The organism is Natronosalvus sp. KLKA75 (assembly GCF_059736265.1).
The window spans coordinates 216,109-237,435 of the sequence record NZ_CM185522.1; the positions used below are offsets into that span (position 1 = coordinate 216,109).

The following is a 21,327-nucleotide window of genomic DNA, read 5'->3' on the forward strand; positions in this document are numbered from 1 at the left end:
AATCTGTCGCGTACTCTCGTGTGTGCTCATTTTTGTTCACTACCCGAGTCTGTCACGCCGACTGACTGACTGGTCAAATTGTCGCGAATGTCCCGTCTCTCGAGGCTCTAAATACAATATTCATGGATATTTTTGTGAACAAATTGCCCGTTCTGTCATCCAGAAAGGCTCAACTTTATACTCCTGGAGCATTTCGATTCGTAATATGAGTGAGACTGACGGGGAGGACATCACGGATTTGCCACCGAGTGCGAAGCTGGTCTACAAAGTCCTCGAGTACGACGGCCCGTTGACCCAGAAACAAATCGTCGAGGAGTCGATGCTGTCTGCGCGGACGGTCAGGTACGCCCTCGAGCGCCTCAGTGACATCGGCACCGTCGACGAGAACATCTACTTTGCGGACGCGCGCCAGAGCCTCTACCGGATCACGGAGGCCGAACCGGTCGCGGCCGACGGCGGCAGTGGCGAGCCGGCGAGCAAGGACGCCTGCTGTGCGGAGTGACCTGTCGCGAGTCGATAGAATATTCGTCCTCGAGTGACCGAATCGAGACATGGACAAGGAGACGCTGCCGGAGTGGGCGTGGCTGTTTCTGGGGTTGATGGTTGCCGCGGCCGCCGCCAACCTGGCCAGCGTAGTGTTGCAGATCTCGACCGACTGGCGGATGGCGATCATCGTCACCGCGATGGCACCGGTTCTGGTCTACGTCGGCGTCTGGTACGACCCGGACAGGCAGTACTACTGGGAGCAGTCGCGAGCGAAGATCTTCGGCGACGTCGGCTTCCTGGTCGTGGGAACGGCCGTGGGCGCCGGCATCGCCATCGCCCTGACGATCGACCTGATCGGCTCGCAGTTCTTGCGGGACCTGGTCGCCATGCTCGTGGGCTTTCTCACCGGCTGGGCCCTCTTCTGGTGGCGTAACCCGAACCTCTACCGTCCCGACAACGACGTCAGCTCGAGGTAACGCTCATGGACGCCGAAGCCTACCGAACCGTCGCCGAGGCCGCGACCGCGAGCCTCGTCGTCCAGGGCTCGGAGTTTCTCGGACACGCTCGCCCCGTCGTCGACCTCGAGTCGGCCGAGGCGTTCCTCGAGAACGTACGCGAGGAGTAAGCCGACGCGACCCACAACGTCCCGGCCTACCGGGTCAGAGTCGACGCCGATGGCCGGCTCCGGGAGTACTCGAGCGACGACGGCGAACCGAGCGGTTCCGCCGGGAAACCCGCCCTGAACGTGCTCACCCAGCGCGACCTCGAGAACGTCGCGGTCGTCGTCACGCGCTACTACGGCGGGACGAACCTCGGCATCGGCGGCCTCGTTCGAGCGTACTCCCGAGCGGTCAAGGAGGCGGTCGACGCCGCGGGCGTAATCGAGGAGCGGCCCCACGAGCAGGTGTCGATCACCCTCGAGTACGACGATTCGGGCACCGTTCGCGGCATCTTAGAGAGCGAGGGGCTCGAGTTCGAGGCCGAGTACGAAGCGGACGTGCAGTTCGAGGTTCGGGTGCCGATCGCCGACGCGGACGCCCTCAGTGACCGGATTCGCAGTGCGACGAGTGGTCGGGCCCGGCTCGAGTGAGGGTTCGGCGGTCGCACGGTTATCGATCTGTTCGGAGCCTCTCGAGCGTCGCGGCGACCGATTCGGAATCGTCGATCGCGTCCCGACGACAGCGGAGCGAGCGCCAGTCCCGTTCGATCACGAGTTCGTCTGCGGTGAGTTCGATTTCAGACACCGACTCCCAGGAGAGCAGTCGTTTCGTGAGTCCGCGGTCGACGACGAGCCCGGACTCGTAGACGGCGAGGGTGGGCGTCGACACCGAATCGGCGTCGAAGAGCGAACTCCAGTAGCCGGCGAGGAGCCAGAACAGGCCGTAGGCAGCCCAGAGAACGGCGAAAGTGAGGTCGCCGCCGTACAGCGACCCGAGACTGACGAGCAGGAAACCGACGCCGATGACCAGTTCCCGGCGGAGCACGCCAGCTTTGACCCACGTCCAGGCGACGACGGGTTCGTCGCTCGTGACCGCGTCGACGTAGCGATTGGTGGCCATCGCGGCGACGAGCAGCCCCGCCAGGACGATCCCGATCACACCCAGGATGGCGACGCCGGCGGCGCTCGCTCCGACGTCGGTCGCGAACGGGACGAGCGCCAGTCCGACGAACGGGAGGGCGGGAAGCGAACACTGTACGCCGAGCCAGCGGCGGCGACCGAGGCGTTCGGCCAACCCGTGATATCGGCCGGCGAGAATGCCGCCGCCGATCACGCCGGCGGTAACCGTTCCGGGCGCGAGCGCGAGGACGGTGGTGCCGGTGACGCCGGCGAGGACGGCGGCCGTCGTCACCGCAGCGGTGAGCACCGCGGCGACGTACGCGCCGAAACCGAATCGGAAGCCGATGTCCGCCACCTCGAGGTCGGCGCGCTCGAGGCGGGGCGCACACTGCTGTCGATTCGGGAACACGTTATTCGACTCTCTGCAGGGGGATATGAATGCAACGGCGGCCCGACGTTCGGCGATTAGGCCGTCTCCGCCGTCTCCGCTGCCTCCGTCGTCCGTCCACGGGTTCGGTTTCGGGTCGAGAGCGCCACGAGCGTGACGAGGCCGATGAGTCGCAGGGAGGCGGTCAACTCGAAGATGGCCAGGTACGCCGGAATGCCGAACGCCTCGAGGGTGCCCTCGAGGACCAGCAGCGGAATCTCGGGTACCATCAGGAAGATGGAGGCGATGGCGTACAGCGCTCGCTTGACCCGGCCGACGCCGGTGTACTGGTAGCCGATGATCGTGACCCCGAGGGCGTAGACACCGAGGAACATGCCGAGGATGGGGATGACGACGTCGGGGACGAAGAAGCCGAGGTCGGCCACGTCGGCGGCGGTGAGGATCGTCCACTCGTCGCCGCGTTCTCGCAGGAGCAGGATGCCCGGCGAGAAGACGAACGCGAAGGGAACCAGGATCTTGTTGAGCGAGAGCAGGAAGGCGATCAGCGCCGTCCCGAGTTCGTCGGCTTTCGCGACGCCGGCCCCGGCGAAGGCAGCGACGGCCACCGGGGGCGTGACGTCGGCCATCAGGCCGAAGTAGAGCACGAACAGGTGGGCAGCCAGCAGGGCGGTCCCCGCCTGTTCCATCGGCCCGCCGAGCATCGCGATCAGGATGATGTACATCGCCGTCGTCGGCATCCCCATCCCGAAGATGATCGAGGCGACGCCCGTTAGGACGAGCAAGATCAGCAGCGACCCGCCGCTGACGGCGTTGATCAGCGCGGCCAGGTTTGGTCCGAGCCCGGAGACGCTGATGACTCCCGGGATGATGCCCGCGGCCGCGACCGCGATCACGACCGTCGTCGCTGTTCGCGCTCCCGAATCCATCGACTTGAGGACGAACGCGCCGAACCGGTAGGCCCTGTTGCGAGCGAGTTGCGGTCGACCGACCGTCGAGGCCGCCCGCTCCGCTGATTCGTCGACGGCGTCGTCGAGTTCGAGCAGCGTCGGAACCGTTCCGGGCCTGGCGAGCATGACGGCGACGCTCACGAGGATCACGATGGTTCCCAGCCCGCTCGCCGCGGCGTAGGCCGCCGCCTCGAGCCCCAGTCCCGCCCCGGCGGCCTCGAGTCCCGCCATCACCTGCACGGCGTCGCCGACGTTCCCGCCGACGGTCGCGTAGCTGAGCAGTTGCAGGGCGAAGAGGGCGACGATGGTACCGACCAGGGGAACGCGCGAGCGCTCGTCGTAGGCCGCGATGAAGGCGATGAGGGCGAACACCGAGACGATGGTGAACCAGCCCGCGCGGTTGATAGAGAAGCGGGTGAGGAAGTACAGCAGGAGGACGATTGGGACCAGGTAGAACCAGCCGGAGCGCAGGCGCGAGCGGACGTCCGGCAACTCGTCTCGAGGCAGCCCGCCGATATTGTGTTGGACGGCCTCGAAGTGGACCATGACCCACATGCCGAAGAAGAAGGCGATGGCGGGCAGGGTCGCGGCGGTGATGACGGTCGTGTAGGGGATGCCGGTGTACTCGACGATGAGAAAGGCGGCGGCGCCCATCACTGGCGGCAGAATCTGGCCGCCGGAGGACGAGGAGGACTCGACGGCCCCGGAGAACTCGGGCGAGTAGCCCGACCGTTTCATCAGCGGAATCGTGAACGCGCCCGTCGTCACGGTGTTCGCGATGGACGACCCCGAGAGCATCCCCATGAACCCGCTCGAGACGACGCTCGCCTTCGCTGGCCCACCTCGCCGGGTACCGGTGAGGGCGTAGGCGAGATCGATGAACCACTTGCCGGCGCCGCTCATCTCGAGGAAGGCGCCAAAGAGGATGAATATGTAGATGTACCGGACGCTCACGATGACGGGCGTGCTGAAGACGCCCGCCTGGACGGTGTACCACAGGTTGTAGACGATGTTCGCCCAGTTCTCGGGCTGGATGGCGAGGGCCCCGATTGCGGAATCTCGCGGGACGAGGTAGCCCCAGCGCGCGTAGACGATGAACGATCCGACGAGCGTCATCAGGAGAAAGCCGAGCGTGCGCCGGGTCGCCTCGAGCACGAGCAAGAGCCCGAGAACGCCCATCCAGAACGCGTAGGAGGCCTCGTCGATGGGGATGCCGAGCGCTGCCATCCCGGTGACGACTGGCTCGAGGAACCAGAGCACGTCCCCGACGCCCTGCGTATTGTCGAATCGCCTGATGGCGATCGATTGAATCTCGTCGTAGTTGGTGACGGTGTAGTGTACAGGGAGCAACGAGAGGCCGATCATGAGGCCGTCGAGCGGCGTCACGCGGTTCATCTGCCGGTCGAGGGCGGCCCATCTGACGAATCCGCTCGCCCGGGAGACCCCTCGAGTGACCGAGTGCTCGTCGCCGAAGCGCCGTCTCGCGGCCGGCTCGAGGCGACCGAGTCGTCGAGCGACGAAACCGTCGCCCCGGCTGGCCGGGAAGAGCAAGAACGCGAGCACCAGGGCGAACGTGACGTGAATCGCGCCGACCTGCAGAAGTTGCAGGGACCCGATATCGATCGTGCCGTAGAGCGGCAGGGTAATCTCGAAGATGTAGGATCTCGCAGCGATCCACATCTGGAAGGCCGAGAAGGTGATCCCGATCAGTGAGACGAGAACGGCGGCCCCGCCCTGGAGTGTCCGGCGTCGTTCGACCTCCTGGAGAATCTGTTCCTGTTCGGCCTCGGACAATTCATCCGACCCGCCGGTGTCGACGCTCATTGGTACGGTATCAGTGGGTGAGTTCCATATGCATGTGGGTCGCGACAGCACCGCTCGAGCGGTCCTCGTCGCCCAATAGTCTGTCCTGTGTCACTTCTGCCGGCGCTGACAACGCTAGCAGTTCCTCGAGCGCTCCCGGCTCGTCCTCGTCGACGACGATGACGACTGGCCCGTCCGACATCGCTACGAGGTCGTACTGATCCTCGCCGACGAGTAGTTCGTGGCCGGCGACGGAACCTGGTGCGACTCGCAGCTGGCTGTACGTCGAGCTTCGTTCGACGACGAACCAGCCGTCGGCTCGTTCCATCGACTCGTCGGCGGGGAGTCCGGCGCCGTGGGACTTGAATCGCATCTCCGTCATCCGCAACTGATCACCGTCGACGACGTAGACGTCCTCGACCGGTGTCTTCTCGACGCTGTGGGTGTACGCGAGCGTTACCCGCTCGCCATTTTCGACCGGCTGCTCGAGGAGCGTCTCGCCCGAGTCGGCGTCCTGAATGACGAGGGTTCGTTCGGGGTTCGAATCGAGACTCGAGGCGGCCGCGACGCTCCCGACGACGAGGGCGACGACGACGGCGGTAACGACGAGCGTTCGGCGACGGTGACCGGTAAACACGGTGAGAGGCGTCGTGGAAGGCTACTCGCCGAAGTACGCGGACGCGCCGGGATGGAGGTCGATGGGCATCCCGTCCTGGGCGCTGTCGGCGCTGATGAAGTCGGCCTTGATCGTAAAGGAGTCCGTATTGTCGAAGATGGCGGTCGTTACCTCTTCGACGATTCCCTCGTCGACTCCCTCGTGGGTCGCGATCATCGCCTGGACCGAGACGGTCTCCGTGTCCTCGTCGACGCCGTCGTAGGTGCCGCCGGGGATGGTGTCGTCGGCCATCCACTCGGCGTCGCTCTTGACCTGTTCGCGCACGTCGCCGTCGACGGACACGAGCGAGATGTCGCTCGAAGAGGCGAGTTCCTCGACCGAGCCGACGGGCCACCCGCCGACGATGAACGCCGCATCGACGTCGCCGTCCCGGATCTGGTCGGTCGCCGTCGCGAAGTCGGTGTTCTGTTCCTCGAAGTCCGAGATGCCCGCCGACTCGAGGATCTGGTTCGCGTTGACCTGCGTCCCGCTGCCGGCGTCGCCGGTGTTGATCGTCGCCCCCTCGAGGTCCTCGACGGACTCGATGCCCGAGTCGGCCTGGGTGAGGATGTGGATCGTTTCGGGATAGAGCGTCGCGACCCCGCGAATGCTCTCGACGGGTTCGCCCTCGAAGTCCTCGATCCCGGTTCCGTTGAACGCGAAGTAGGCGACGTCGTTCTGGATCAGCGCGAACTCGGCTTCCTCGCGGGCGAGGCTGCCGACGTTCTCGACGCTGGCGCCGGTCGACTGGACCTGGAGGCCGTGGGGCGTGTTCTCCTCGACGATGGATTTGACCTCGCCGGAGAGTGGGTAGTACGTGCCGCCGGTGCCGCCGGCGTGCCAGGAGAGGACCTCGCCGCCTTCGTCGGGGTCGGCCTCGCCGATGTCTTCTTCGTCTTCGCCGTTGCCATTCCCGTCTTCGGTTTCGTTGTCGTCGCCGTTCCCAGTTTCGTTACCGTTACCGTTCCCAGTTTCGTTGCCGTTTCCGTTCCCATTGCCGTTTCCGGGATCTTCGGCGTCCTCGCCGATGCACCCGGCGATACCTGCAATTCCTGTTGCACCAGTTACTGCGATGAAGTCGCGTCGATTGAACTTTCGCGCCATGATGGCAGTCTATGCGTTTTCGGCTGATTACTATGCCGAGCATAACCGATTGTATCTGCTGAAAGTACTGATTCTTGGACACTCACGACGTGCTGAACGCCCGGTAATGAGCCTGTGACAGCGTCATTGACGCCCGTGTTTCCTACGAACCGAAACATATACTCCCGACCGCCCGGAGTGAGGACTATGCACACGGTCGACCCCGCCGACTACCACGACATCGTCCAGGTAGCCGACCCCCAGCTCTCGCCGGACGGCGAGCGAGTCGCGTTCGTCCGGAAGGCCCCGGAAGACGACGAGTCCTACGAGGCGACGATCTACGTCGTCCCGCTCGGCGGTGACGAGCCGACCCAGTTCACCGTCAGCGAGGGCGTCGACAGCCAGCCGCGCTGGAGTCCCGACGGCTCACACCTCGCGTTCGTCAGCACCCGCGGCGCCGACGACGACCGGCCGCAGCTCTGGGTCCTTCCGACCGACGGCGGCGAGGCCCGCCAGGTCACGAGCGTCGTCGGCGGCGTCTCCGGCCTCGAGTGCAGTCCCGACGGCTCTCACGTTCTCTTCACGCAGGCCTCGACGGCCGATGACCGCGAGGAGGGGCGCGACTTCGCCGTCGAGCCCGACTACGAACCGGAGACGCCCGACCCGCGGGTTATCGACCGGCTCGTCTATCGGGCCCACCAGCGCTACGCGGACGGCCGCCGGAACCACGTCTACACGCTCGACGTCGAGTCGGCGCTCGAGCAAGGGACCGTTACCGAGACCGTAGGCGACAACGACGCCCTCGAGCGACTCACCGACGGCGACGTTGACCACACGGGGGCGGCCTGGGGTGACGACGAAACGGTCTACTACGCCCGAAAGCTCGGCGAGGTGCCCGACGACTCCATCGATTCCGAAATCCTCGCACACGACCTCGAGACGGGCGAGGTCGAGCAGGTCGCCGAAACGATCGGCTGGGCGACGATGCTCGCGGCGACGACCGACGGCCGGGTCGCCTACCCGTGGGTGCCGAAAGACGGGTTTACCCTTCGTCAGACCGAACTGAAGGTGTTCAATCGAACGACGGGTACGGAGACGACCGTCACCGAATCGATCGATCGCACCCTCGGCTACGACGGCGGGCTCGAGTGGGGACCCGACGAGGAGACCCTCTACTTCGCCACGCCGGACGAGGGCGCGAGCGCGCTCTGGTCGGCCCCCGGCGACGGGAGCGAGGATCCAACCACCGTCTACGGCGAGGGCGTCACTCTCGAGGGCTTCTCGGTAGGTGAAAACGCCATCGCCTACGTCCAGAGCGAGTGGGACCACTCGGGGGACGTCTTCGCGTCCACGCGCGGGGGCAACGAGGTCACCCGGCTGACCCGCGTCAACGCCGACTACCTCGAGGATCGAGCCGTCGCTCAGCCCGAAGAATTGCGCTACGAGAGCGACCAGGGGCCGGTTCAGGGCTGGCTATTGACGCCGCCGGATTTTGATCCCGAGGAGACCTACCCGCTCGTCGTCGAGATTCACGGCGGCCCCCACGCCCGTTGGACCACCAGCGGGACGATGTGGCACGAGTTCCAGAGCCTCGCCGCCGCTGGCTACGTCGTCTTCTGGTCGAACCCCCGAGGATCGACTGGGTACGGCGAGGCCCACGCGGCCGCCATCGAGCGCGACTGGGGCGACGTGACACTCACCGACGTGCTGGCAGGGGTCGACCTCGCCTGCGAGCGCGAGTACGTCGACGCCGACGAACAGTACGTCACCGGCGGCAGTTTCGGCGGGTTCATGACCGCCTGGACGGTCGGACAGACCGACCGCTTCCGGGCCGCCGTCAGCCAGCGCGGCGTCTACGACTTCACGAGCTTCTACGGCTCGACGGACGCGTTCAAGCTCGTCGAGGGTGACTACGGCGTCACGCCCTGGGAGGACCCCGAGCACCTCTGGGCGCACTCCCCCGTCGCGCACGTCCCGGACGTGACCACGCCGACGCTCCTGATCCACGCCGACCAGGACTACCGCACGCCAGCGAACACGGCCGAACTGTTCTACCTCGGCCTGAAGAAACACGGCGTCGACACCCGGATGGTTCGGTACCCCCGCGAAGGCCACGAGCTCTCCCGCTCGGGCGAGCCGGCCCACGTCGTCGACCGCCTCGAGCGGATCGTCCGCTGGTTCGACGGCTACAGCGACTACACCGACGCGTCGCCAGCGCTCGAGCGCGGGCCGAACGAGGGACTTACGGCGGGCCAGGAGGGCGATGCGAGCGAGGGTGGTGACGATGCGAACGAGAGTGGTGGCGATTCGAACGAAGGCGAGGACGAGAACGGGGACGACGACGCGCCAGCCGAGAATAACGAGGATACGAGCGCCTGATATCGCGTCGCTACAGATTTCTCGCCCTCGAGCGGCCTGGTCATCGCCGTTGCGCCACCCTCGAGCCGCCAACCACCGCCGTCACCCTTCCCTCGAGCACTTTCGACCACCGAGATCACGCGAGTCGCTTAAGCCGACGCGTTCCCTACCCGATGTATCGTGTTCGTCGGTCACGCACTCTTCGCGTTCGCCGTCGCGGCACTCGTCGCCGAGTGGCGGGGCTGGGAGTCACGCCGTGCGCTGGGGATCGGGGTCGTCGCCGGCCTTTTCGCCGCGATCCCCGACGTCGACGTCGCCTACGCGCTCGTCGGCCTCGCCGAGTGGAATCTCGGCGACGGCGCGCTCGGGGCCTCGACCGCGTTCTGGGACGCCAGCCGAACCGTCCACCGCTCGGCCACCCACTCGCTGGTCGTTGGTCTCGTCGGCGCATCCGCGTTCGGCCTGCTCGCGATTCGTCGCACGCGAACACACTCGAACTCGAGGTCGAGTACGACGGGGGCTCGACTTGCACACACCGCCGCCGCCGGGTTGCTCGCCGCACTCGTGATCGTCGCGTTCGCCGCGTCCGGTCCGGTCGCGGCGTTCGTGATGGCCCTCTTCGCGATCGCCGGCGCCGGCGTCGCGCTCGGAACCGCCCGGGTGACCACCTTCTCGCCGACGACCGTCGCCCTCGCGGCGCTCTGGGGTCTGTGCTCGCATCCGTGGGGCGACCTGTTCACCGGCGAACCGCCGGCGTGGCTGTTCCCGTTCGCCACACCCGCCCTCGAGTCTCGCGTCCTGCTCCACCCGGATCCGACGCTGAATCTGCTCGGTGCGTTCGCGATCGAACTCGGTATCATCTGGCTCGCCCTGCTCACCTACGCGCGCCTGGCCGACCGAAACCTCCTCACGGCGCTGGACCGCCGCGCCGCCGCCGGGGCCGCCTACGGGATCGTCGCCCTGGTTAGCACGCCCCCGACGCTCGACATGTCCTACCACTTCGTCTTCTCGATCCTGGGCGCCGGGATCCTCTGTGGCGTCGTCCGGGAGGGAACCGTACCGGGGATTCACGGCCTGATTCCGCGGCGCTGGCGCACCTCAAGGGGCGTGTTCGGCATCGCTCTTACGGCGCTGACCGGCGTGACCGTCGCGCTTTTGGCCTACGTGGCAGTGTACGCGCTCGTGGGTCCGCTGTAGATACTATCTTCGACAAAATCGAATCGAACCCCTCTGGAGAGCCCTCTCCTTTTTAAGGATTCCATCGGTATCAGTGACCGTGTCTCAAACGCGACTCGAGGAACTGATCGGCGACGACCGGACGAACGCCGTCGCCGGCTGGGCGATCGTGGTCGCCCTCGCGGGAATCGGGATTGGCGGGCTGGCCACCCGTGAACTCCTGTGGGCGACGTTCGCGCTGGTCCTGGTCGGGCTCGCCATCCTTCCGCCGATCGCCTTCCGATCACCGCTGGTCATGCTCCCCTGGGAGGTGCTGTTGCTCGCCGCGACTCCGGCACTCGGCATCGTGCTGGGGGCCGACCTCCTGACGGGCCACGTCGCCTCCTACCTCTCGGTGGCCGCGGTCGCGCTCGTGCTCACGGTCGAACTCCAGACGTTCACCGCTGTACGGATGACCGCCTCCTTCGCCGTCGTCTTCGTCGTCGTCACGACGATGGCCGCCGCCGCCCTCTGGACGGTGTTCCGCTGGGGCGTCGCCACCGTCTTCGGTATCCCGTTCGAGGCCGACCACGACGCCGTCATGTGGGAGTTCGTCTTCTCCGCGCTCGCCGGACTTGGCGCGGGGGTCGTCTTCGAACTGTACTTCAGGCGCCTCGGCCGCATCGACCCGCTCCCCGAGCTCGAGGACCTCTTGCCGGGGGTGGACGATGATTGATCTCGCCGCGTTCACACTCTCGACCGAGCGCCAGCGACAGCTCTCGTACCTGATGGAACTGTCGCTCGTCGGCATGCTCTTCGTGGGCGTCGACCGCGGCAACGGCGGCATCGTCATCAACACCGCAGTGGCCCTCGCCGTGACCCAGCTCCCACCGATCCTGGAGCGCGACTACGGCATTCCGATGGACCCGCGGCTCACCCTCTGGATTACGACCGCCGTCTTCCTCCACGCCTTCGGCACTGTCGGCCTGCCAGGTGCCACGAGCACGCTCTACAGTCAGGTCTGGTGGTGGGACCACATGACCCACGCGCTCTCGGCGTCGGTTGTCGCCGCCGCGGGCTACGCCACCGTCCGTGCCCTCGACGAACACGCCGAGGGCATCCACTTCCCCGGCCGGTTCATCGCGCTGTTCATCCTGCTGTTCGTCCTCGCGTTCGGCGTCCTCTGGGAGATCCTCGAGTTCGCCATCGCTCTCACCGCCGAGGCCCTGGGGCTGCCACGCGTGCTCACCCAGTACGGCCTCGAGGATACGATGCTCGACTTCGTCTTCAACTCGATCGGGGCGTTGATCGTCGCCATCTGGGGTGGGGCCTACCTCGGGGACGTGAGCGGGGCGATTCGCGAGCGACTCGAGGCCCGGAACGCCGGGGGACTGGAGCACCTCGAGCGAGGGGAAACGGAAGAACAGAAGAAGTGAGCGATGTCGACTCGAGTCGATCAGTCGATTAGTCGCTCTGAATCCGCGGCGCCAGCATGTACGTGACCTGGCCCTGTCCCTCCGCAAACCCGAAGTAACACTTGATGGGGAACTCCTCGCCCAGGTCCAGCGTGACCTCGGTGTCGCTCGGGATCGCCTTGTTCATGTCTTTGAGGTAATCCAGCGAGAACAGCGAGTGCGCCGGCCCGACCTGGAGGTCGATGAGGTCGTCCTGGGTCAACTCGAGGTGGACGTCGTCGGTGTCGCCCTCGGCGTTGACGTAGAAGAACTCCTCGGCGTCGTCGACGCCCAGCGCGATGTGATCGGAGACCATGTCCGCCGCCTTGACCGACCGGTTGACGTCCTTGCCCTCGAGGACGACGCGGGCGGGCAGGTCCAGATCCGGAATGTCCGGCTCCTGGCGGATCGAGTCTGGGTCGATCAGCGCGAGGGTGTACTCCAGGCCGTCGATCTGGATGTGGAGTTTGCGAGTCTCTTCGTCGAGTTCGAGCTGGATCAGCTGGCCGGATTCGGCCATGCCGGCGATGTCCTCGAGTCGGGAGAGGTCGACGCCGATCAGGCCGCCGTCGGCCTCGTACGATTCGAACGCGGCCGCCTCGAGCGAGAGGTCGACCATGCCGACGTTGGCGGGGTCGACGGCCCGGATTGAGAGCCCCTCCTCCTCGAGGTGGATCTTGCACTCGTCGACCAGCACGCTCACCGAGTCGAGCGCGCTGGTGAGCGTTTCCGCGCTCACGATGGCCTTGAACATATGGATCGGGCTACGGACGGTCGGTACAAAAAGGCACCCTTTGGCGCTGACCCCGTTCGCGTCCACCGCCTGGCGTCCATTGCTCGTGGCCGTCGACGGTGTTCCGATAGGCAGCACTTCGAGTCGCACGGCGGATCCCGAGTCGCACGTCGATCGCGTCTCTACGAGTTCGCGTCCTCGAGAAACGAGTCGGTGAACTCTGCGAATCGAGGAGACTCGAGGGGTTGGGGGGGGGGCGATCCCCTGAACTGTCGTCGAACGCCCGGTCGTGATGCACCGTATAGACGGGAAAGTCGTGACGCCTCGTCGAGACGGCAACGGTGAACGTTTATCTGATAGAACTCTCAATACCGAACGCATGGGTGAGCGTGGGTTGACAGCTGAAACTTCCTTTCTCGACTCTACAGACGTCGACACGTCACTGCGACGGTATCGAACGATCCTGGACGCAATCGACGACGGACTGTTTCACCTCGACGCCGAGGGCCACGTCGTCGGCGGCGACGACGACTTCCTCGAGACGATCGGTTGCGACCGTGCCGACATCCGCGACGAGCACGTCTCGACGCTCTTCGACGAGGGCGCGTCGACGCTCGAACGAGAGATCGAACGGCTTCGGACAGCGCCGCCGTCTGGCCCACGGAACGACCTTCTCGAGTGTACCGTCGAGACCGATTCCGGAAACCGGCTGTTGTGTGAAGTGCGAGTCAACCCGATCGTCGAGGACGACACCGTAGAGGGCATCGTCGGAATCGTTCGTGACGTGACCGAACAGCGAGAACGTGAGCGCTTCCTCGACGACGCGAAATCGCAACTCGAGGCCGCGACCGAGGCCGGGGCCGTCGGCACGTGGGAGTGGAACATCCCCGAAGACGAGTTCACCACGAGTTCCTGGTTCGCTGAGAAGTTTGGCGCCGACCCCGACGCCGTCCAGGAGGGAGTCTCCCTCGACGACATCGTTGCAGGGATCCACGAGGACGACCGCGAGCGAGTCGAGAACGCGATCGAAGCGGCCATCGAGGCCCGTGGCGAGTACGAAGAAGAGTACCGCGTCTGGAACGCCGACGGTGAACTCCGGTGGGTCGTCGCTCGCGGACACGTCGATTCCGACGAGGAGGGCAATCCCACGACATTCCCTGGTGCTCTCATCGACATCACCGAGCGTCGAGCGGCCCAGCGTGAACTCCGCGAGAGCGAGGCGAAACTCAGAGTCCTCGCGGAGAACGTCGACGAGGTCGTCTGGATGGCCAGCGCGGACGGCTCCGAGTTCGTCTACATCAACCCAGCCTACGAGGACGTGTGGGGGCGCGATCGGGAGTCGCTGTACAACGACCCGCTGTCGTTCCTCGAGGCAATTCATCCCGACGACCGCGAGCGCGTCCGCGAGGCGTTCGCGGCCCTCCCGGGGGAAGCGTACGACGAGGAGTACCGGGTCGTACAGCCGGACGGCGAGGTGCGATGGGTTCACGCACAGGGCGGCAGCGTCCGCACCGCCGACGACGACCTGAACAGGATCGTCGGCACCGCCAAAGACGTCACCGCCCTCAAAGAACGCGAACGAAAGCTCGAGGAGACGATCGAAAAGCTCGAGCAATCTAACGACCGACTCGAGAGTCTGGCCAGTATGATCGCTCACGAACTTCGAAATCCGGTCGCGATCGGTCAGATATACGCGAACCAGTTGCCGGCCGAGGCGGACTCGGACGCGGTCGAGTACGTAGACGAGGCGTTCGACCGAATCGAAACCATGATCGACGTTCTGCTGGTCTTGACCCACGGACGAACGTCGGTCGGCGACCGGGAGCCGGTCCCGCTCGCGACCGCCGCACGAGACGCCTGGGGCGAGGTGGACGCTCCCGACGCGACGACCCACATCTCACTCGAAGGCGAGATCAGGGGCGACGAGACGTACATCCAACACCTGTTCAGAAACCTCTTCGAAAACGCCGTCCTTCACGGTGGCCCGGACGTCACCGTCCGGGTCGAGCGAACGCCGGAGGGCTTTTTCGTCGCCGACGACGGACCAGGGTTTTCGGTGGACGATCCGGAGACTGCGTTCGAGGCCGGCTTTACGACCGCCGAGGAACACGGCGGAACCGGACTGGGCCTGGCGTTCGTTCGGGAACTGGCCGAGGTGTACGGGTGGACGTGTGCGATCGGCGAGAGCGACGAAGGCGGCGCGCGGATCGACTTTCTGGACGTCGACTTCTCGAGTTCTGAACCTGACCCGTAATTCTGCGTTTCGTGTTCGGATGCCGATTAGCGAGCACTCGTCCGTCGCGCTTCAGACCATCGGCGTCTACGTCGCCGTCGTCGGGGTCTTCGTCCACGTCTCCACTGTAATCCGTCCGCTGGCCTCGATGAGTTGCTCACTACGCAGGGCTGGACCGGCTGGAGACACCGACACCGACACTTTTGTCGATAACCGATCCACATTCGGATAGATGACCGCCGGTACGCACTCGAGCGGTGCCTCGGGCAACGTTTCGGATCCGGACATCGAGGATCTGCTGGACAAACTGGACGAGTTGAAAGACGCCGCTGACGATCCTGGAGAACGTCGGCGAGTCGAGGAGACGATCAGGCTCGTCAATCGAATGCTCGAGAAGCGAGGCGTTTACGAAGCGGATCACGAAGTACACGACGAAGGACATCGCGCAGGCGTTCGTGGGCTCCGTCATCTTCGCGCTCCCACTCCTCGTCGGGGACGGCGTTTTCACCATCGCGTAGTGGTTCCTGACGGCTACCCTCGGCGGCGTTCCCGTGTTCTTCGTCGCCAATCTCGGCTTTCTCCTGGCGATGACCGCGGGATTGCTCTACTACGCTGACTTCAGGCAGGTCGAGGTTCGAAAGCCAATCCTCGGCGTGATCCCGCGACGGTACGCGGGAGTCCTCCTCGTTTCGTTTCTGGCGTCCACTGGGATGCTGTTCATGTGGGGGCAACTCTCCGCGGGGAATCCGACGACGATGGAGCAGGTGAGTCGCGTGACGGTAATCTGGACGGTCGCCGCGTTCGGCGCCGCACTGGGTGACATCCTTCCGGGAGAATCGACGGACGAGGACATCAACGACCGTCTTTGACCGGCAACGATCGCGCGTCACCTCGATCCACCCATCGCTCGCGCAAAAATCTCCACCAAAAAGCCGCGACTCGCTTCGCTCGCCGCAGTACAACAGGGACGATGGCTACGACGGGACGACCGTAATCGGCCGCTTGCGATCGATCGCGTCCTCGAGATCGTCCGCGATCGCACTCCCTCTCGAAACCTGGATTTCGCCCCCGCGGCTCACCGTCGCCGTGAAGAGGTACTCGCCACCGGCTTGCACCTCGACCGTTTCGCCGTGGTTGCCGTCGACGGGGACGATGACGTGTCTCGAGGTGATCTCGGGGGTCACGATCTGGCCGGCTGGCTGTGCGTTGCCGCTGTTTCTGCCCGCGCTGCCGTGGCCACCTCGGCCATTACCTCCACCGCCCGAGCCCGACCCGTGGGGATTCTCGTCGTGCGTTCGTACGTCGATATCGATCCCAAGCCGGTTCTCGACGTCGGTAATTCGCCCGCCACCCTTGCCAATTACCGTCGAGATGTCATCTTCCTCGACGTAGACGACGGCGCGGTTCTGGCTCTTCAACTGGACGTCGACGTAGCCACGGGCGATCGACCGGATCTCGCGTTCGATCTCGGACTTGGCGATGCGGTCGACGCCACTCTCTGCAGTTTCGCCGCCGTCCTCGAGTGGGACCGTGACGACCTGGCGGTTAAAGGTATAAATCTCGTAGGCGGGTTTGCCCGTCTGGAAGTCCGTTACCTGGATCACGGGGCGAGCGAGGTCCTCCTCGGTGAGCCCCGCGGGGACCTTCACCTCCGTCTTGACGTCATAGACGGTCGAGACCTCCCCGGCGTCGATGTAGACGACGGTGTCGACGACCTGCGGGATCATCCCCAGTTCCACCCGACCAACCAGTCGCTGGAGGGCGTCGATCGGACGGGTCGCGTGGACGACCCCGATCATGCCGACGCCGGCGAGGCGCATGTCCGCGAAGACCTCGAAGTCGTCGGTCTTGCGGACCTCGTCGTAGATCGTGTAGTCGGGCCGGACCATCAACAGGGCGTCCGCGGTCTTGTCCATCCGCCCGCCGAGTTCGGTGTACTGGGTAATCTCGGGGCCGACCTGGAGGTCGCGGGGCTTCTCCATCGTCTTGACCGCGTAGTCGTGGTCGTTCAGGTAGCGGGCGATCGACTGGGCGAACGTCGACTTCCCGGCTCCGGGCGATCCGGAGATGAGGACGCCGCGCTGGTGCTCGAGCAGACGCTCCTTCAGTTCGTCGGCGTGTTCGTAGTCCTCGATGTCGGTCTGGACGATCGGTCTGACGGCGGTGATCTCGATACCGTCGGCGAACGGCGGCCGAGCGATGGCGATCCGGTAGTCCCGGAACTGGACGATCTTCATCCCCGGTTCCGAGAGTTCGATGAAGCCGCCGGTAGCCTCGCGGGCGCCGTCGACGACCTCGCGGGCGTATTCGTCCATCGTGTCCTCGTCGAGGGGCTCGTCGGCGATTTCCTGGTAGTGCATGTCGCCGATCTCCCCGCGTTTGGCCTTCGGCCGCGTGTCCGTCTTGAGGTGGACGCTCATCGTCTGGTCGTCGAAGTACTCCTCGATGGCTAGAGTCCCGACTCGCCGCACTTCGGGGGAGAGATAATCCACCTCGAGGCCCTTCGCCTGGGCCACCTCGGCCTGAACGATGTCGCTCGTGACGAAGGTGGCCTCGAGGTCCTCGGCCAGGTCGCGGATGACGGCGTCGATCTCGCCCTCGGCGGCGTGGCCGCGCTCGATGGCGGAGGGCCGCTCGCCGACGTACTCGAGGTCGATGCGGCCCTCGTCGGCGAACTCGGCCAGCCGTTTGAGTTCGCCCAGGCCGTCCCAGCCGCTGTCGAGGCCGTCGTTGGCCTGCGCCTCGAGTTCGGCGACGACGGCTTCCGGTACCGAGACCGTCGCTCCCTCGAACTGCCCGTCTTCGATCGCAGCGGAGACGCGGCCGTCAATGGCCACGCTCGTGTCCGGCACGACGTGCATAACGGTAACTGCTCGACGGAGGCGTATAAGCGTGTCCACCGGCGATACCAGGTGTGCGGCTGCCGGACGCGTGCTGGTTGCCGGACGGGCGAGTACGCGGAAATCGTCCAGTCGCGAACAGTCAGCGAGACAGAACGCGTCTGGAGGGTGGTCGCTCGACCTGTACCTGGCAGATTGTCGATTGGAACAGCTATTTATCACTCGTTGTGATTGCCACGACTGTGGCTACGATCGACCAGCAACCGGCGTCGCCGCTCGTCTTCGACCGGAGCGACGGCTGGCTCACGACCGGCGCGACCGGCCTCCTGTTCGCGTGCTACCTGGGACTGGTCGTCGTCGCAAACGCGACCGACTCGGTACATGCGTGGCACCTCGCCGCCGTCGCGGTCGTCCCCGGGGCAGTCCTCGGCTGTCGACTCGCCGTGGCCTCATCTCGAGCGGCCGTCCGCCGTGGACTCGGTCTCGTCGTCATTCTCGCCGCGGCCGCGGCCGTCCTCGCCGTCGTCTATCGCAGCCGCTCGCCGGGATTCGGATTCGGGTCGATCCGACCGCTCTCGGTCGTCGTCGTCTTCGTCGCCATCGTCTCGTTCTTCCTCCTCGTCACCGACGCGAGGCAGTACTCGGTCGGCGAGTGGGTCGCGGTGGGTTGTTTCGCGGCACTCGCCGCCGTCTCGCTCGCACACACGCTGGCGTTCGTCCCCTCGAGTTCGCAGTCGCGCTGGCCCGTGTGGGCCCTGGTCGTGATGGGGAGCAGCCTCGCCGTGATTCCACGCCTCGTTCCCGAACGGGTGTTCCTCTGGATCCTCGCTCGCCTGGCCGCGGCCGTCGTCCTGCTGGGCCTGTTCACGTACCTCGTCGGCGACTACTCGCTGTGGATCTTCGAGGTTCGCCAGTGGTCCGGCTCCCCGTCGCTCCCGGGAATCGAGACCGACGTCACGATCATGCGATCGATCTTTGTGAACCCGAACTCCCTCGGCGTGGTCACCTTCGCCGGGTTCGTCGCCGCCGCGGTAGAGTTTCATTGGGCGGTCGCCACCAGGCGCCCCCTCGGTGGGGCCGTCACCGCCGCCCTCGCCGGAATCTGCGGCCTCGGGTTGTTTCTGTCGAACGCCCGGGCGTCGATGCTCGCCGCGGCGACCGCCGTCGTGATCTACGCCGGGTACGTCGTCTTCGGTCGACGCGCCGTTCCAGCGGTACTCGTCGCGACCGCCCTCACGATTACCGGATTTCTCCTCGGAATGTACGTCGACGTCATCGGCATCTCCGACTCGAACCGCTTCGACCTCTGGGCCGGGAGCCTGGCGGCGATCCGGGACGGGCCGTTCCTGTTCGGCTACGGCGCTCCGGCGAGCCACGTCATTGAGCCCTACCTCGACGGCGGACTGTCCGCGTCGCCGCACAACTCGTACCTCTCGGTGTTCGTCCGGTTCGGACTGGTCGGCGGCCTCGCGTACCTCGGTCTCGTCGTCGGCAGCGTCGTCGCCGGGGCGATCGAGTACCGCGAGGTCGACGTCGCGATGCTCGCGTTCGCCGCCGGCTGGGCCGTCCACCAGCTATTCGAGTCCTACACTCTGTTCTGGTGGTCGCCCGGTGCGGTGATCGGGTCGCTCGTCATCGGGTACCTCCTGTTCGGGGACTGAGCGCTCGAGCCGGCGGCGGTCAGACCCACGTTCGATCCGGAGGTGATCGGTTCCACGCTCGATCTGGGTGTGGTCAGATCCACGCTCGAGAGCCGAACCCGGTGGACCCAACACCTCCGCCGTCGTACCCGTCGCCATGCACGTTCGCGAATTGACTCGCGACCTCGTCTCGATTCCCAGCCACGAGGACGAGACGGCCGCGGGCGACTACGTCGAGGACTGGCTGCGACGCGAAACCGATGCCGACGTCACGCGAGACGAGGTGGGGAACGTGATCGCCCGACGAGGGGCGGGCGGAGCGTCGTTGGCACTCGTCGGTCACCACGACGTCGTCGACCCGGCCCCCTCACAGCTCGAGGACAACGGCGGGTACGTCGTCGACGAACGAGCGGGGCGCCTCTACGGTCGCGGCGCGGCCGACATGAAGGGGGCCGTCGCGGCGGCGATGATCGCGTTTCGAGACGCCGAGCCTCCCGGAGAACTCGTCTTTTCGAGCTTCGTCGGCGAGGAAGTCGGCGGCGTCGGCGCCCGCCACGCCATCGAACACGGCTTCGTCCCCGACTACGCGGTCGTCGGGGAGGGGTCGACGAACTACTCCGGCCCAGGCGTGACCGACGTTGCCGTGGCCCACCGGGGTCGCCGCGGGAGCACGATCACCGCCCGCGGAACGGCGGCCCACGCCAGCGAACCCGACGCGGGCGAGAACGCCATCTACCGCGCGGCCGACGCCGTCGAGGCGATTCGCGACCTCGAGGCCCCGACGGTCGAAGTCGCGGGCGAACCGCTCGAGGGGCAGGCCACCGTCACCGAAATCAACGGCGGGTCGGGGATCAACGTCGTTCCCGAGTCGTGTACGCTGACGGTCGACGAACGAACCGTCCCGGGCGAGCGGGTCGACCTCGAGTCCGTCGCGGACCTGCCAGGGATCGAGTGGGCGGTCGACCAGGACCTGCCGCCGATGCGCTGTGGGGACGACGGATTCGCCGAACGGGTGCTCGAGGTGGCTCGAGCAGTCCAGTCGGACGCGTCGAACCCGCCGGAACTCGTGACGAAACCCCACGCCACCGACGCCGGCTGGCTCGCCCAGGCCGGCACCGAGTGCGTCGTCTACGGCCCGTCCGAACCCGGCGAGGCGCACACGGCAACCGAGAGCGTCTCAATCCGGGCGCTCGAGCGCTGCCGCGAGACGTACCGACGGCTCGCGTCTACGGGCTGGAAGCGGGACGGGTAAATCGCTGGCCGACGCGACTCCTGATCGGAGAAAAGGTCTCGAGAGCGCCCGCCTACCCGAGGAAGTACCGCGTCCACGGATAGCGCTCGACGAGCGGCTGGCCGCCGACCTCGTACTGCTCAATGTAGGCGTCGAGCCCGAGGATGCGGCCGGCGCCGAAGGCGGCGACCGACAGGAAGACGAGCATGTACGCGAAGTCGCCGTTGATGTAGCCGTGGGAGATGTCCCAGTTGCCCAGGTAGAACATGAGCATCATGAACGCGCCCCAGAAGGCCGCCAGGCGCGTCAGGACGCCGAAGATGAGCCCGAGGCCGATGAAGACCTCGCCCCACGGGACGGCGATGTTCACGAAGTCGACGAACCAGCCGGTTTCGGCCATCGAGACGAACAGGTCCGCGGCGGGCCCCGCCTCTCGACTGCCGAGGTAGCCGCCGGCACTGAAGTCTCCGAGGACCTTGTCGAATCCGCTCTGAAAGAAGGCGAGTCCCATCATCAGTCGCAGCGCGAGGATGAACCAGACGCTGAGGGTGTGAAGCTTTCCGGTCGCCGTGTATCCTGCAACTGTGCTTTGCAGTCGTACTTCTTCTGTTGTCATGGTTGAACAGTCGTCTGCTGAACCATTAAACAGGGGGAGCAATTCCCAGCATGTGGTATTCGTCTCGCAACTCGTTTCGCTCCGTTCGAGGCGTTGCCAGCACCATCTCGAGGCGTTCACCGAAACCACGAGGTTGATAGCCCGCCG

General features: G+C 65.8%; 18 protein-coding genes and 1 pseudogene. 11 read left to right on the top strand and 8 right to left on the bottom strand.

Annotated elements, in window-relative coordinates:
* Nucleotides 1-205 precede the first annotated feature (205 nt).
* The 3 genes and pseudogenes from AC6I65_RS01060 (at nt 206) to AC6I65_RS01070 (ending at nt 1,576) form a co-directional block, all read left to right on the top strand.
* Complete coding sequence (locus AC6I65_RS01060) at nt 206-502, top strand: helix-turn-helix domain-containing protein (protein ID WP_254159066.1); 297 nt, start codon at nt 206-208, stop codon at nt 500-502.
* Between the two features lie 49 nt (nt 503-551).
* Nucleotides 552-962, top strand: coding sequence for a hypothetical protein (locus tag AC6I65_RS01065; protein ID WP_497902263.1), 411 nt, complete (start codon nt 552-554; stop codon nt 960-962).
* Nucleotides 963-967: 5 nt separating this feature from the next.
* Nucleotides 968-1,576, top strand: a pseudogene (locus AC6I65_RS01070) (IMPACT family protein).
* A gap of 19 nt (nt 1,577-1,595) precedes the next feature.
* Here the strand turns inward: AC6I65_RS01070 and AC6I65_RS01075 are convergent.
* From AC6I65_RS01075 to AC6I65_RS01090, 4 genes are read right to left on the bottom strand one after another with little or no spacing between them, the layout of a single operon-like run.
* The gene (locus AC6I65_RS01075) at nt 1,596-2,453 is read right to left on the bottom strand and encodes a PH domain-containing protein (protein ID WP_497902264.1); all 858 of its coding nucleotides are present in this window, start codon (nt 2,451-2,453) and stop codon (nt 1,596-1,598) included.
* Between the two features lie 56 nt (nt 2,454-2,509).
* Nucleotides 2,510-5,203: a TRAP transporter permease gene (locus tag AC6I65_RS01080; protein WP_497902265.1), complete on the bottom strand. Its 2,694-nt coding sequence runs from the start codon at nt 5,201-5,203 to the stop codon at nt 2,510-2,512.
* A gap of 10 nt (nt 5,204-5,213) precedes the next feature.
* On the bottom strand, nt 5,214-5,819 hold the full coding sequence (locus tag AC6I65_RS01085; RefSeq protein ID WP_497902266.1) for a DUF1850 domain-containing protein: 606 nt from the start codon (nt 5,817-5,819) through the stop codon (nt 5,214-5,216).
* A 21-nt stretch (nt 5,820-5,840) separates the two neighbouring features.
* Nucleotides 5,841-6,941 (bottom strand): TAXI family TRAP transporter solute-binding subunit, encoded by a 1,101-nt coding sequence (locus AC6I65_RS01090; RefSeq protein WP_497902267.1) that lies wholly within the window; start codon nt 6,939-6,941, stop codon nt 5,841-5,843.
* Nucleotides 6,942-7,127: 186 nt separating this feature from the next.
* Here AC6I65_RS01090 and AC6I65_RS01095 point away from each other — a divergent pair, with 186 nt between their 5' ends.
* The 4 genes from AC6I65_RS01095 to AC6I65_RS01110 all read left to right on the top strand — a co-directional run bounded on the left by AC6I65_RS01095 (nt 7,128) and on the right by AC6I65_RS01110 (nt 11,869).
* Nucleotides 7,128-9,299, top strand: coding sequence for a S9 family peptidase (locus tag AC6I65_RS01095; RefSeq protein ID WP_497902268.1), 2,172 nt, complete (start codon nt 7,128-7,130; stop codon nt 9,297-9,299).
* 159 nt (nt 9,300-9,458) lie between these two features.
* On the top strand, nt 9,459-10,475 hold the full coding sequence (locus AC6I65_RS01100; RefSeq protein WP_497902269.1) for a metal-dependent hydrolase: 1,017 nt from the start codon (nt 9,459-9,461) through the stop codon (nt 10,473-10,475).
* A gap of 79 nt (nt 10,476-10,554) precedes the next feature.
* Nucleotides 10,555-11,169 (top strand): hypothetical protein, encoded by a 615-nt coding sequence (locus AC6I65_RS01105; RefSeq protein WP_497902270.1) that lies wholly within the window; start codon nt 10,555-10,557, stop codon nt 11,167-11,169.
* A complete protein-coding gene (locus AC6I65_RS01110) occupies nt 11,162-11,869 on the top strand; it encodes a DUF2238 domain-containing protein (RefSeq protein WP_497902271.1) in 708 nt (235 codons plus the stop codon). The genes AC6I65_RS01105 and AC6I65_RS01110 overlap by 8 nt, the downstream gene beginning before the upstream one ends.
* A gap of 28 nt (nt 11,870-11,897) precedes the next feature.
* Here the strand turns inward: AC6I65_RS01110 and AC6I65_RS01115 are convergent, their stop codons facing one another.
* The gene (locus AC6I65_RS01115) at nt 11,898-12,641 is read right to left on the bottom strand and encodes a DNA polymerase sliding clamp (RefSeq protein WP_497902272.1); all 744 of its coding nucleotides are present in this window, start codon (nt 12,639-12,641) and stop codon (nt 11,898-11,900) included.
* A 358-nt stretch (nt 12,642-12,999) separates the two neighbouring features.
* On the opposite strand from AC6I65_RS01115, the gene AC6I65_RS01120 reads away from it, so the two are divergent.
* Entirely contained in the window at nt 13,000-14,874 is a 1,875-nt protein-coding gene (locus AC6I65_RS01120; RefSeq protein ID WP_497902273.1) for a PAS domain-containing protein, read from the top strand.
* A gap of 139 nt (nt 14,875-15,013) precedes the next feature.
* Here AC6I65_RS01120 and AC6I65_RS01125 read toward each other — a convergent pair whose 3' ends face one another.
* On the bottom strand, nt 15,014-15,421 hold the full coding sequence (locus AC6I65_RS01125; RefSeq protein ID WP_497902274.1) for a hypothetical protein: 408 nt from the start codon (nt 15,419-15,421) through the stop codon (nt 15,014-15,016).
* Between AC6I65_RS01125 and AC6I65_RS01130 the strand changes: the two genes are divergently transcribed.
* Nucleotides 15,405-15,722, top strand: a complete 318-nt coding sequence (locus AC6I65_RS01130; RefSeq protein WP_497902275.1) for a hypothetical protein — start codon at nt 15,405-15,407, stop codon at nt 15,720-15,722. The genes AC6I65_RS01125 and AC6I65_RS01130 overlap by 17 nt on opposite strands.
* A gap of 105 nt (nt 15,723-15,827) precedes the next feature.
* Here the strand turns inward: AC6I65_RS01130 and AC6I65_RS01135 are convergent, their stop codons facing one another.
* Nucleotides 15,828-17,714, bottom strand: a complete 1,887-nt coding sequence (locus tag AC6I65_RS01135) for a PINc/VapC family ATPase (RefSeq protein ID WP_497902276.1) — start codon at nt 17,712-17,714, stop codon at nt 15,828-15,830.
* A gap of 221 nt (nt 17,715-17,935) precedes the next feature.
* Here AC6I65_RS01135 and AC6I65_RS01140 point away from each other — a divergent pair, with 221 nt between their 5' ends.
* Together AC6I65_RS01140 and AC6I65_RS01145 are read left to right on the top strand one after the other, a co-directional pair.
* Entirely contained in the window at nt 17,936-19,354 is a 1,419-nt protein-coding gene (locus tag AC6I65_RS01140) for an O-antigen ligase family protein (protein WP_497902277.1), read from the top strand.
* A gap of 136 nt (nt 19,355-19,490) precedes the next feature.
* Nucleotides 19,491-20,585 carry a M20 family metallopeptidase gene (locus AC6I65_RS01145; RefSeq protein WP_497902278.1) on the top strand — a complete coding sequence of 365 codons (1,095 nt, stop codon included), beginning with the start codon at nt 19,491-19,493 and terminating at the stop codon, nt 20,583-20,585.
* A gap of 52 nt (nt 20,586-20,637) precedes the next feature.
* Here the strand turns inward: AC6I65_RS01145 and AC6I65_RS01150 are convergent, their stop codons facing one another.
* Nucleotides 20,638-21,180 carry a DoxX family protein gene (locus AC6I65_RS01150; RefSeq protein WP_497902279.1) on the bottom strand — a complete coding sequence of 181 codons (543 nt, stop codon included), beginning with the start codon at nt 21,178-21,180 and terminating at the stop codon, nt 20,638-20,640.
* Between the last annotated feature and the right edge of the window lie 147 nt (nt 21,181-21,327).

Bases quoted from the DNA above. Each gene is read 5' to 3' on its own strand.
- AC6I65_RS01060 (WP_254159066.1), top strand. From the start codon at position 206: ATGAGTGAGACTGACGGGGAGGACATCACGGATTTGCCACCGAGTGCG.
- AC6I65_RS01065 (WP_497902263.1), top strand. From the start codon at position 552: ATGGACAAGGAGACGCTGCCGGAGTGGGCGTGGCTGTTTCTGGGGTTG.
- AC6I65_RS01080 (WP_497902265.1), bottom strand. From the start codon at position 5,203: ATGAGCGTCGACACCGGCGGGTCGGATGAATTGTCCGAGGCCGAACAG.
- AC6I65_RS01090 (WP_497902267.1), bottom strand. From the start codon at position 6,941: ATGGCGCGAAAGTTCAATCGACGCGACTTCATCGCAGTAACTGGTGCA.
- AC6I65_RS01095 (WP_497902268.1), top strand. From the start codon at position 7,128: ATGCACACGGTCGACCCCGCCGACTACCACGACATCGTCCAGGTAGCC.
- AC6I65_RS01110 (WP_497902271.1), top strand. From the start codon at position 11,162: ATGATTGATCTCGCCGCGTTCACACTCTCGACCGAGCGCCAGCGACAG.
- AC6I65_RS01115 (WP_497902272.1), bottom strand. From the start codon at position 12,641: ATGTTCAAGGCCATCGTGAGCGCGGAAACGCTCACCAGCGCGCTCGAC.
- AC6I65_RS01120 (WP_497902273.1), top strand. From the start codon at position 13,000: ATGGGTGAGCGTGGGTTGACAGCTGAAACTTCCTTTCTCGACTCTACA.
- AC6I65_RS01135 (WP_497902276.1), bottom strand. From the start codon at position 17,714: ATGCACGTCGTGCCGGACACGAGCGTGGCCATTGACGGCCGCGTCTCC.
- AC6I65_RS01145 (WP_497902278.1), top strand. From the start codon at position 19,491: ATGCACGTTCGCGAATTGACTCGCGACCTCGTCTCGATTCCCAGCCAC.
- AC6I65_RS01150 (WP_497902279.1), bottom strand. From the start codon at position 21,180: ATGACAACAGAAGAAGTACGACTGCAAAGCACAGTTGCAGGATACACG.